Consider the following 11,462-nt stretch of genomic DNA (forward strand, 5'->3'; position numbering starts at 1 on the left):
CACTTTGACCGACGAGGTACAGCATGCGTCGCACTATGGTAGCTGGTAACTGGAAGATGCACGGTACCCGCGCCAGTGTCGCTGAGCTGATCAATGGCCTTCGTCACTTGGCCTTGCCTAGCGGTGTTGATATCGCGGTGTTTCCGCCTTGCTTGCATATCACCCAAGTGGTTGATGGCTTGAAAGGTAAGTCGATTCAGGTCGGCGCGCAGAATTCTGCGGTGGAAGCCATGCAAGGTGCGTTGACCGGTGAGATTGCACCGAGTCAGCTGGTTGATGCGGGTTGTTCCTATGTGCTTGTCGGGCACTCCGAGCGTCGTCAGATGATGGGCGAGCGTGATGGGACACTCAATCGCAAGTTCGCAGCGGCACAGGCTTGTGGCTTGATTCCAGTGTTGTGCATAGGGGAGACCCTTGAGCAGCGTGAATCGGGCAAGACTCTTGAAGTTGTCTCGCGTCAGCTTGGCAGCATCATCGAGGAGCTGGGTGTTGGTGCGTTTGCAAAGGCGGTTATTGCTTACGAGCCGGTCTGGGCCATTGGCACCGGGCTGACTGCTACACCGCAACAGGCGCAGGATGTGCACGCAGCCATCCGCGCGCAGTTGGCGGCAGAGAATTCTGAAGTCGCACAAGGTGTGCGGCTTCTATACGGCGGCAGCGTGAAGGCGGCCAATGCGGTCGAACTGTTCGGCATGCCGGATATCGATGGGGGGCTCATTGGTGGAGCTTCCCTGAATGCAGATGAGTTCGGTGCGATCTGTCGCGCCGCGGGAAACTGAAAAAATGCTGGAAACAGTCGTAGTCGTTTTTCATCTGTTGGCTGCCTTGGGCGTAGTTGCCCTGGTCTTGTTGCAACAGGGTAAAGGTGCGGATGCTGGTGCGTCTTTCGGTGCAGGTGCTTCAAATACTGTATTCGGAAGCCAAGGTTCCTCTACCTTTCTTAGTAAGTTTACTGCTATACTTGCCGCCGGTTTCTTCATAACCAGCTTGGGGTTAGGTTACTTTGCTAAAGAGAAAGCTCATGTGCTGACTCAAGTAGGTCTCCCAAACCCAGCAGTGTTGGAAGTGCCAAAAGCAAAACCGGCTTCTGATGATGTCCCGGTGCTTCAAGAGCAAAAGTCGGCTACTCCAGCGACTGACGTACCTCCAGCTCAAGAGCAGAAGTAAGAAGGGTTGTAAGCGCTGTATTGCCGAGGTGGTGGAATTGGTAGACACGCAACCTTGAGGTGGTTGTGCCCATAGGGTGTAGGGGTTCGAGTCCCCTTCTCGGTACCAATTATCAGGAGAGCCCGCTGTTGCGGGCTTTCTTGTAGGTGGAAGGTTACATTGACCCTGTAAGGGATCGGTCGTATACTTCCGCCCCAGCTTTGTCGCGGGGTGGAGCAGTCTGGTAGCTCGTCGGGCTCATAACCCGAAGGTCGTCGGTTCAAATCCGGCCCCCGCAACCAGTTTTAGCGGAGCCCCTTTTAAGGGGCTTTTTGTTAGCTGGACACTTTCAACGCCGCTGTTCGACGGCGTTTCAAGGATGGGCGTTTCGCCCATTTTTTTATTTTGCACAGCATGCACATACATGCACGAGGGGGTTCAGGTGTCGAGCAAGCTAGAAGAGTTGCAGGCCTTGTTGGCCCCGGTGGTCGTGGCCCTAGGCTATGAATGCTGGGGTATTGAGTTTTCGGCTCAAGGTCGCCACTCAATGTTGCGCGTTTATATCGATAAAGAGGGCGGCGTGCTGGTGGACGATTGTGCCATTGTCAGCCGTCAGATCAGCGGTGTGCTGGATGTTGAAGATCCGATCTCCGTTGAATACACCTTAGAAGTTTCCTCGCCAGGCATGGAACGCCCACTGTTCACTATTGATCAGTTTGCAAAATTTGCCGGTGAACAAGTGAAGATCAAGCTGCGCTCCCCGTTCGAAGGGCGACGCAACTTTCAGGGCCTTCTGCGCGGTGTAGAAGAGCAGGACGTCGTGGTGCAGGTAGAAGACCATGAGTTCCTGTTGCCGATCGATATGATCGACAAGGCCAACATTATTCCCAGTTTTGACTGAGACGCGGATCCCGCGGATCCAATGGCTTGCGAAAGGCGAGGCGTACGATGAGCAAAGAAGTACTGCTGGTTGTTGAGTCGGTATCCAATGAAAAGGGCGTACCGGCAAACGTGATTTTTGAAGCGCTGGAACTGGCCCTGGCCACTGCTACCAAAAAGCGTTTTGAAGACGAAGTTGATCTGCGTGTGGAAATCAACCGCCACACCGGTGCCTATGAGACTTTCCGTCGCTGGACGGTCGTCGAAGAGGCCGATCTTGATGATCCGGCCATCGAAACCTGGCCAAGCAAGGTTGCCGAAACGCATCCAGGCGCCCAGGTCGGTGATGTCGTCGAAGAAAAGATCGAGTCGATCGAATTCGGCCGTATTGCTGCACAGACCGCCAAACAGGTCATCGTGCAGAAGGTTCGCGAAGCTGAGCGCGCTCAAGTCGTTGACGCCTATCGCGAACGCCTGGGTGAAATCATCTCCGGCACCGTGAAAAAAGTAACCCGCGACAACGTGATCGTTGACCTGGGCAACAACGCCGAAGCGTTGCTGGCCCGCGAAGACATCATCTCTCGCGAAACCTTCCGGGTTGGCGTGCGCTTGCGTGCGCTGCTCAAGGAAATCCGCACCGAGAACCGCGGCCCTCAGTTGATCCTGTCGCGTACCGCGCCGGAAATGCTGATCGAGCTGTTCCGTATCGAAGTGCCGGAAATTGCCGAAGGCCTGATCGAAGTCATGGCTGCGTCCCGCGACCCGGGTTCGCGCGCCAAGATCGCGGTTCGGTCCAAGGACAAACGCATCGACCCGCAAGGCGCTTGCATTGGTATGCGCGGTTCGCGCGTCCAGGCAGTGTCGGGCGAACTGGGTGGTGAGCGTGTGGACATCGTCCTGTGGGACGATAACCCGGCGCAGTTCGTGATCAACGCCATGTCGCCAGCTGAAGTGGCGGCAATTATCGTTGACGAGGATGCCCATGCAATGGACATCGCCGTTGGCGCAGACAATCTGGCTCAGGCCATTGGTCGTGGTGGTCAGAACGTGCGTCTGGCGAGCCAACTGACCGGTTGGACCCTGAACGTGATGACCGAATCGGACATCCAGGCTAAGCAGCAAGCTGAAACCGGTGACATCCTGCGCAACTTCATCGACGAGCTGGAAGTCGACGAAGACCTGGCACAGGTGCTGGTAGATGAAGGCTTCACCAGCCTGGAAGAGATTGCCTACGTACCGTTGGAAGAAATGCTCAACATCGACGGCTTTGACGAAGACACCGTCAACGAGCTTCGCGCTCGGGCCAAGGATCGTTTGTTGACTAAAGCCATCGCTACTGAGGAAAAGCTGGCAGACGCCCATCCGGCCGAAGACCTGCTCTCGCTTGAGGGTATGGACAAGGATTTGGCGATGGAACTGGCGGTGCGCGGCGTAATTACCCGCGAAGACCTGGCCGAGCAGTCTATTGACGATCTGCTCGACATCGACGGCATTGACGATGATCGTGCCGGCAAGTTGATCATGGCCGCCCGAGCCCATTGGTTCGAGTAACTAGGCGCGGCCTGAGGAGAGAAGTGCATGACGCAAGTCACGGTGAAACAACTGGCCGATGAGGTCAAAACACCGGTAGAGCGCCTGTTGCAGCAGATGCGTGAGGCAGGTCTGCCGCACACCGCCGCCGATGAAGGTGTGAGCGATAGTGAGAAGCAGTCTTTGCTGACTCACTTGAAGAGCAGCCACAAGGCGAAAGTGGAAGAACCGCGCAAGATTACATTGCAGCGCAAAACCACCAGCACCCTGCGTGTTGCTGGTAGCAAGAGCATCAGCGTTGAAGTACGCAAGAAGAAAGTCTTCGTACAGCGCAGCCCGGAAGAAATCGAAGCCGAGCGCAAACGCGAACTGGAAGAACGTCGCGCAGTAGAAAATGCTGCTCGTCAGAAGGCTGAAGAAGAAGCCAAGCGTCGCGCCGAAGAAGAAGCGCGTCGCCAGCCTGCTGCTGCGCAACCTGCTGGTACTGAAGCGGTCGCCGCTCCTGTAGCGCCTGTTGAAGCTGTGCGTGAGGCCGCTCCGGTTGCCGCCGCACCAGCACCGGCTGCTGACGCCCGCAAGCGCGACGAACCTCGTCGTCCGGACAAACCACGTGCCGACGATAACAATCGTCGCGGTGGTGGTGGCGATGGCGAGCGTAAAAACGCTCCGCATCGTGCCTCGGTCAAAGAGAAAGCGCCTGCTCCACGCGTTGCTCCACGCACTACCGACGAAGAAAGCGATGGCTTCCGTCGTGGTGGTCGCGGCAAGGCCAAGCTGAAAAAACGCAACGCCCACGGTTTCCAGAGCCCAACCGGCCCTGTCGTGCGTGATGTGCAGATCGGCGAGACCATCACGGTTGGCGATCTCGCCAATCAGATGTCGGTCAAGGCTGCTGAAATCATCAAGTTCATGTTCAAACTGGGTACCCCAGCGACCATCAACCAGGTGCTTGATCAGGAAACTGCTCAGCTGGTAGCCGAAGAACTGGGCCACAAAGTGACCCTGGTCAGCGACACCGCCCTGGAAGACTCCCTGGCCGAGTCCTTGAAGTTTGAAGGTGAGACGTTCTCCCGTGCGCCAGTTGTGACCGTAATGGGCCACGTTGACCATGGTAAGACTTCGCTGCTCGACTACATCCGTCGTGCCAAGGTAGCTGCTGGCGAAGCCGGCGGTATCACCCAGCACATCGGTGCATACCACGTTGAAACCGAGCGCGGCATGGTCACCTTCCTCGACACCCCTGGTCACGCCGCGTTTACCGCAATGCGTGCCCGTGGTGCCAAGGCGACTGACATCGTGATCCTGGTAGTTGCAGCGGACGACGGCGTGATGCCGCAGACCATTGAAGCTGTCCAGCACGCTAAGGCCGCTGGTGTTCCACTGGTTGTTGCCGTGAACAAAATCGACAAGCCGGGCGCCGATCTCGATCGCATCCGTAGCGAACTGTCGGTTCACGGCGTGACGTCCGAAGAGTGGGGCGGTGATACGCCGTTCGTTTCGGTCTCGGCGAAAGTCGGTACTGGCGTAGACGAGCTGCTCGAAGCCGTCCTGCTGCAAGCTGAAGTACTCGAACTCAAGGCAACCCCATCGGCCCCGGGTCGTGGTGTTGTGGTTGAATCGCGTCTCGACAAAGGTCGTGGCCCGGTTGCAACCGTTCTGGTTCAAGACGGTACCCTGCGCCAAGGCGACATGGTGCTGGTTGGTTCGAACTACGGCCGTGTACGTGCCATGCTCGACGAGAACGGCAAGCCAATCAAAGAAGCCGGTCCTTCCATCCCTGTCGAGATCCTCGGCCTGGACGGTACCCCGGACGCTGGCGACGAGATGAGCGTGCTGTCGGACGAGAAGAAAGCCCGTGAAGTGGCTCTGTTCCGTCAAGGCAAGTTCCGCGAAGTCAAACTCGCTCGTGCTCACGCCGGTAAGCTGGAAAACATCTTCGAGAACATGGGCCAGGCAGAGAAGAAGACGCTTAACATCGTCCTCAAATCTGACGTCCGTGGTTCCCTCGAGGCGTTGAACGGCGCCTTGAACGGCCTGGGTAACGACGAAGTGCAAGTGCGCGTTGTCGGTGGCGGTGTCGGTGGTATCACCGAATCCGACGCCAACCTGGCACTGGCCTCCAACGCTGTACTGTTCGGCTTCAACGTGCGTGCCGATGCTGGCGCTCGCAAGATCGTCGAGCAGGAAGGCCTGGATATGCGTTACTACAACGTCATCTACGACATCATCGAAGACGTCAAGAAGGCCCTCACCGGCATGCTTGGCAGCGACGTCCGGGAGAACATCCTGGGTGTGGCCGAGGTGCGTGACGTGTTCCGCTCGCCGAAGTTCGGCGCGATCGCCGGTTGCATGGTTATCGAAGGTACTGTGTACCGTAACCGTCCAATCCGTGTACTGCGTGAAGACATCGTTATCTTCGAAGGCGAGCTGGAATCCCTGCGCCGCTTCAAGGATGACGCTTCCGAAGTACGTGCCGGCATGGAATGCGGTATCGGCGTCAAGAGCTACAACGACGTCAAGGCTGGCGACAAGATCGAAGTCTACGAGAAGGTTCAGGTTGCTCGCAGCCTCTAACTCGCGCACTTCAGGAGCCACGCCGTGTGTGGGCATGCAAATGCCCCGCGCAGTGTCCGGACTCTAAACGCAACGCCCGGTCTGGCTTTTGTCAGGCCGGGCGTTTGCCGCTTTCAGACCCCACGGGTTTCACCGTGTGGCAGTAACAGGTAACAAGACATGGCAAAAGAATACAGCCGTACCCAGCGTATCGGCGATCAGATGCAGCGCGAGCTGGCCCAACTGATCCGCCGCGAAGTCAAAGACCCCCGCGTTGGCCTGGTCACGATCACTGCTGTTGAAGTGAGCCGTGACGTGGGTCACGCCAAGATCTTCATCACCGTGATGGGGCAGGACAGCGCCGAAGAAATTGCACAAAGCATCAAGGTGCTCAACGCCGCCGCAGGCTTCCTGCGTATGCAGTTGGCCCGTGAGATGAAGCTGCGCAGTGTTCCCCAGTTGCACTTCCACTACGACGAAAGCGTCGTACGTGGTGCGCACCTGTCGGCGCTGATCGAGCGCGCCGTGGCTGAAGACAGCCAGCATCCGTCCACACCTGAAGACGCCAAGGAGTAAGCGGTGGCTCAGGTCAAACGTATCCGTCGCAATGTCAGCGGCATCATTCTGCTCGACAAGCCCATTGGCTTCACCTCCAATGCCGCGTTGCAGAAAGTCCGCTGGCTGCTCAATGCGGAGAAGGCCGGGCACACCGGCAGCCTTGATCCCCTGGCCACCGGCGTACTGCCGTTGTGCTTTGGTGAGGCCACCAAGTTCTCGCAATACCTGCTCGATTCCGACAAGGGGTACGAAACCCTGATGCAACTGGGCAAGACCACCACCACGGCCGACGCTGAAGGTGATGTTTTGCAGGTTCGCGACGTGACCGTTGGTCGTGCTGATATTGAAGCTGCTTTACCCGGTTTTCGTGGGGAAATCAGTCAGATACCGCCGATGTACTCGGCTCTGAAGCGTGATGGCCAGCCGCTCTACAAGCTGGCACGTGCGGGCGAAGTAGTGGAGCGCGAACCGCGTTCTGTTACTATTGCGCGCTTGGAATTGCTCGCTCATGAAGGCGACACTGCCCGCTTGGCCGTGGACTGCAGCAAAGGCACCTATATCCGTACCCTGGTGGAAGATATCGGTGAAAAGCTTGGTTGCGGCGCGTACGTTGCAGAACTGCGACGCACCCAGGCAGGTCCGTTCAGCCTGGCCCAGACGGTCACGCTGGAAGAGTTGGAAGCCGTACACGCCGAAGGGGGGAACGAAGCGGTTGATCGTTTCCTGATGCCGTCGGACAGCGGTCTACTGGATTGGCCATTGCTGCACTTTTCGGAGCACAGCGCGTTCTACTGGCTCAACGGCCAACCGGTACGCGCCCCGGACGCTCCGAAGTTCGGTATGGTGCGGGTACAGGATCATAACGGTCGCTTTATCGGTATCGGTGAAGTGAGCGAAGACGGGCGCATCGCGCCGCGTCGACTGATTCGGTCAGAATGACCGAACGAGTGTGGCTGTTAACAGGCACGGTCAACACTCATTTTTAGATACAGGGATTTGTCCCTGGCCTGTTGAAACCGCCCTTTGGGTGGTTTCCTGAAAAAAGGATTGCCTCATGGCTCTCGACGTTCAAGAAAAAGCACAAATCGTAGCTGACTATCAGCAAGCTGTTGGTGACACTGGTTCGCCAGAAGTGCAAGTTGCACTGCTGACCCACAACATCAACAAGCTGCAAGGTCACTTCAAGGCCAACGGTAAAGATCACCACTCCCGTCGTGGTCTGATCCGCATGGTAAACCAGCGCCGTAAGCTGCTGGACTACCTGAAAGGCAAGGATCTGGGTCGTTATCAGACTCTGATCGGTCGCCTGGGTCTGCGTCGCTAATCAGCGATTGCGCTAGAGGTTGGTTGTCTGCCGTGTGTCAGTGGGATTCCCGCTGGCCCATGGCAGGCTCCCAGCCTCAAGTTTTATCTGGATACACGTTTTACCCTGGACAAGCGGCGGGCCGATTCCCGACATTGCCCAAGAATTTCGCAAGAAGACAAGTTCCCCAAGAGCCACAAAGAAGGTAGGACACCGTGAACCCGGTTATCAAAAAATTCCAGTTCGGTCAGTCGACCGTTACCCTCGAGACAGGCCGTATCGCCCGTCAAGCCTCCGGCGCAGTGCTGGTTACCGTTGACGACGACGTCACCGTATTGGTGACCGTTGTTGGCGCCAAGACCGCTGACCCGAGCAAAGGCTTCTTCCCTCTGTCCGTTCACTACCAGGAAAAGACTTACGCTGCCGGTAAGATCCCTGGCGGTTTCTTCAAGCGCGAAGGCCGTCCTTCCGAGAAAGAAACCCTGACTTCCCGACTGATCGACCGTCCGATCCGTCCGCTGTTCCCAGAAGGCTTCATGAACGAAGTGCAGGTTGTCTGCACCGTCGTTTCCACCAGCAAGAAGACCGATCCGGACATCGCTGCGATGATCGGTACCTCGGCGGCCCTGGCTATTTCCGGCATTCCTTTCGATGGCCCGATCGGCGCTGCCCGCGTCGCCTTCCACGAAAGCACCGGCTACCTGCTGAACCCGACTTACGAGCAGCAGAAAGCTTCGAGCCTGGACATGGTCGTTGCCGGTACTTCGGAAGCCGTGTTGATGGTTGAATCGGAAGCCAAAGAGCTGACCGAAGACCAGATGCTGGGCGCGGTACTGTTTGCTCACGACGAGTTCCAAGTGGTGATCAACGCCGTTAAAGAACTGGCTGCCGAAGCGGCCAAGCCAACCTGGACCTGGGCTCCTCAGCCAGAAGCCACCGCACTGCTGGGCGCTATCCGCTCCGAGTTCGGCGCTGCTATCTCCGACGCCTACACCATCACTGTCAAGGCCGACCGTTACGCTCGCCTGGGTGAGCTGAAGGACCAAGTCGTTGCCAAGCTGTCCGGCGAAGAAGGCCAGCCTTCTTCCAGCGAAGTCAAAGCAGCCTTCGGTGAAATCGAATACCGCACCGTTCGCGAAAACATCGTTAACGGCAAGCCACGTATCGACGGCCGCGACACCCGCACCGTGCGCCCGCTGAACATCGAAGTCGGCGTTCTGCCGAAGACTCACGGTTCGGCCCTGTTCACCCGTGGTGAAACCCAGGCACTGGTTGTTGCGACCCTGGGTACTGCCCGCGACGCACAGCTGCTGGACACCCTGGAAGGCGAGAAAAAAGACCCCTTCATGCTGCACTACAACTTCCCTCCGTTCTCGGTGGGCGAGTGTGGTCGCATGGGCGGTGCTGGGCGTCGCGAAATCGGTCACGGCCGCCTGGCCCGTCGTTCGATTTCGGCCATGCTGCCGGCCGCCGACGTGTTCCCGTACACCATCCGTGTCGTATCGGAAATCACTGAGTCGAACGGTTCCAGCTCCATGGCTTCCGTTTGCGGTGCTTCCCTGGCACTGATGGACGCCGGTGTGCCGATGAAGGCGCCGGTTGCGGGTATCGCCATGGGTCTGGTTAAAGAAGGCGAGAAGTTCGCCATCCTGACCGACATCCTGGGCGACGAAGACCACCTGGGTGACATGGACTTCAAAGTAGCCGGTACCGCCAAAGGTGTGACCGCGCTGCAGATGGACATCAAGATCAAAGGCATCACCGAAGAAATCATGGAAATCGCTCTGGGCCAAGCCCTGGAAGCGCGCCTGAACATCCTCGGTCAGATGAACCAGATCATTGGTCAGTCGCGTACCGAGCTGTCGGAAAATGCTCCGACCATGATCGCGATGAAAATCGACACCGACAAAATCCGTGATGTTATCGGTAAAGGCGGCGCGACCATTCGTGCGATCTGCGAAGAAACCAAGGCTTCGATCGACATCGAAGACGACGGTTCGATCAAGATCTTCGGCGAAACCAAAGAAGCTGCAGAAGCCGCGCGTCAGCGCGTTCTGGGCATCACCGCTGAAGCCGAGATCGGCAAGATCTACGTTGGTAAAGTTGAGCGCATCGTCGACTTCGGCGCATTCGTCAACATCCTGCCAGGCAAAGACGGTTTGGTTCACATCTCCATGCTGAGCGACGCTCGCGTTGAGAAAGTGACCGACATTCTGAAAGAAGGCCAGGAAGTGGAAGTGCTGGTTCTGGACGTGGACAACCGCGGCCGTATCAAGCTGTCCATCAAGGACGTAGCAGCAGCGAAGGCTTCGGGCGTTTAATCACCCCGGGCTTCACGCTGAAAAAAGGACTCTTCGGAGTCCTTTTTTATGCCGGTGAGAAAATGCCTAATAATCAGGCGCTTACTAAACTCAAAAAAAGCCGCAACTTGCATGCAGGGGCGGACTGTTTCATGCAAGTTGCACGATTTCGAAAATTACCTGTTTTTATAAGTAATTGTTTTATAACGATTTAATTTCAGATCAAGACTTGGCACACTGCCTGCAATAACCCTGTTAACGCTGCAGCATCAAGGTTCACACACTGCAGACTTTTAATAAAACAGGAGTTACTCGTATGAAGAAGTTCGCTCTCGCTACTGCAACTGCTACCGCTCTGACCCTGGCTATGGCTAACGTAGCCTTCGCACAGAATTCCCAGGCGCCAATGACCCTGGCAGCCGGTGAAGTCACCAAGGCAAAAGAATCGACTTCTGACACTTGGATCACCACCAAAGTTAAAGCTGATCTGCTGACCGAAAAAGGCATTCCGGGTTCGGACATCAAGGTTGAAACCAACAAAGGTGTGGTTTCCCTGTCCTCGGAAGTCGCTATCTCGGATGCGCAAAAAGCGACTGCTGTTGCCATCACCAAGAAAATTAAAGGTGTGACTGCCGTTTCTGCTGACGGCCTGATGGCTGGCGGCGCTACCAAGGCTGACAACATCGACAAAACCAAAGGCGCAGCGGCTAACGCCAAAGAGTCGACCTCCGATACTTGGATCACTACCAAAGTAAAAGCTGATCTGGTAACCGAGAAAGGCATTCCTGGCACCGACATCAAAGTCGAGACCAACAAAGGCGTAGTTTCCCTGTCTTCGACTGCAGCAGTCACCGAAGCTCAGAAAACTACCGCGGTGAATATCACCAAGAAAATCAAAGGCGTTAAAGCTGTATCGGCCGACGGCCTGAAAGCAGAGTAACGCTCAATAATTCGTCTGAACTAGGCGGCGGCGGCGCGTGAGTTAGATATCCACTCAATGCACCTCTAAGGTTCATGCGACCGACCACACGGATGTGGTCATTACAGGCCCCGGCACTTGTGTCGGGGCCTGTTCTATTGTGGGCTGGAACACAATCGCAAGGTCAGCCGATAACAACTATGGGAGCTGGCTCGCCTGCGATAGCATCACCTCGATTCAGCTGAATCACCGAGGTGTCGGTATCGCAGGCGAG

The 11,462-nt window shown here is 56.8% G+C and carries 10 protein-coding genes and 2 tRNA genes; all 12 read left to right on the plus strand.

Annotated features, from left to right (window positions below; genetic code table 11):
• The first annotated feature begins 23 nt into the window (after positions 1-23).
• The 12 genes from tpiA (at position 24) to AO064_RS09345 (ending at position 11,209) form a co-directional block, all read left to right on the plus strand.
• Positions 24-779, plus strand: coding sequence for a triose-phosphate isomerase (gene tpiA / locus AO064_RS09290; protein ID WP_015885920.1), 756 nt, complete (start codon positions 24-26; stop codon positions 777-779).
• Positions 780-783: 4 nt separating this feature from the next.
• Positions 784-1,167 (plus strand): preprotein translocase subunit SecG, encoded by a 384-nt coding sequence (gene secG / locus AO064_RS09295; RefSeq protein ID WP_010206600.1) that lies wholly within the window; start codon positions 784-786, stop codon positions 1,165-1,167.
• Between the two features lie 22 nt (positions 1,168-1,189).
• A tRNA-Leu gene (locus AO064_RS09300) sits at positions 1,190-1,275 on the plus strand.
• 96 nt (positions 1,276-1,371) lie between these two features.
• Positions 1,372-1,448: transfer RNA gene (locus AO064_RS09305), tRNA-Met, on the plus strand.
• A gap of 140 nt (positions 1,449-1,588) precedes the next feature.
• Positions 1,589-2,047 carry a ribosome maturation factor RimP gene (gene rimP / locus AO064_RS09310; RefSeq protein WP_003235029.1) on the plus strand — a complete coding sequence of 153 codons (459 nt, stop codon included), beginning with the start codon at positions 1,589-1,591 and terminating at the stop codon, positions 2,045-2,047.
• Positions 2,048-2,094: 47 nt separating this feature from the next.
• Entirely contained in the window at positions 2,095-3,576 is a 1,482-nt protein-coding gene (nusA, locus tag AO064_RS09315) for a transcription termination factor NusA (protein ID WP_003212187.1), read from the plus strand.
• A 27-nt stretch (positions 3,577-3,603) separates the two neighbouring features.
• Positions 3,604-6,129: a translation initiation factor IF-2 gene (gene infB, locus AO064_RS09320; protein ID WP_015885918.1), complete on the plus strand. Its 2,526-nt coding sequence runs from the start codon at positions 3,604-3,606 to the stop codon at positions 6,127-6,129.
• Positions 6,130-6,288: 159 nt separating this feature from the next.
• On the plus strand, positions 6,289-6,684 hold the full coding sequence (rbfA, locus tag AO064_RS09325) for a 30S ribosome-binding factor RbfA (RefSeq protein ID WP_015885917.1): 396 nt from the start codon (positions 6,289-6,291) through the stop codon (positions 6,682-6,684).
• Positions 6,685-6,687: 3 nt separating this feature from the next.
• Positions 6,688-7,605: a tRNA pseudouridine(55) synthase TruB gene (gene truB / locus AO064_RS09330; RefSeq protein ID WP_015885916.1), complete on the plus strand. Its 918-nt coding sequence runs from the start codon at positions 6,688-6,690 to the stop codon at positions 7,603-7,605.
• A 115-nt stretch (positions 7,606-7,720) separates the two neighbouring features.
• The gene (rpsO, locus tag AO064_RS09335; RefSeq protein WP_003177875.1) at positions 7,721-7,990 is read left to right on the plus strand and encodes a 30S ribosomal protein S15; all 270 of its coding nucleotides are present in this window, start codon (positions 7,721-7,723) and stop codon (positions 7,988-7,990) included.
• A 194-nt stretch (positions 7,991-8,184) separates the two neighbouring features.
• Entirely contained in the window at positions 8,185-10,290 is a 2,106-nt protein-coding gene (gene pnp, locus AO064_RS09340) for a polyribonucleotide nucleotidyltransferase (RefSeq protein WP_046034287.1), read from the plus strand.
• 295 nt (positions 10,291-10,585) lie between these two features.
• Complete coding sequence (locus AO064_RS09345; RefSeq protein ID WP_015885914.1) at positions 10,586-11,209, plus strand: BON domain-containing protein; 624 nt, start codon at positions 10,586-10,588, stop codon at positions 11,207-11,209.
• Positions 11,210-11,462: the final 253 nt, after the last annotated feature.

The sequence above is a fragment of the Pseudomonas marginalis genome (assembly GCF_001645105.1).
In the GTDB taxonomy this organism is placed as follows: Bacteria; Pseudomonadota; Gammaproteobacteria; order Pseudomonadales; family Pseudomonadaceae; genus Aquipseudomonas; species Aquipseudomonas petroselini.

Coding starts and splice junctions, on each gene's coding strand:
- AO064_RS09345 (WP_015885914.1), top strand. CDS start 10,586: ATGAAGAAGTTCGCTCTCGCTACTGCAACTGCTACCGCTCTGACCCTG.
- tpiA (WP_015885920.1), top strand. CDS start 24: ATGCGTCGCACTATGGTAGCTGGTAACTGGAAGATGCACGGTACCCGC.
- rbfA (WP_015885917.1), top strand. CDS start 6,289: ATGGCAAAAGAATACAGCCGTACCCAGCGTATCGGCGATCAGATGCAG.
- infB (WP_015885918.1), top strand. CDS start 3,604: ATGACGCAAGTCACGGTGAAACAACTGGCCGATGAGGTCAAAACACCG.
- rpsO (WP_003177875.1), top strand. CDS start 7,721: ATGGCTCTCGACGTTCAAGAAAAAGCACAAATCGTAGCTGACTATCAG.
- nusA (WP_003212187.1), top strand. CDS start 2,095: ATGAGCAAAGAAGTACTGCTGGTTGTTGAGTCGGTATCCAATGAAAAG.
- secG (WP_010206600.1), top strand. CDS start 784: ATGCTGGAAACAGTCGTAGTCGTTTTTCATCTGTTGGCTGCCTTGGGC.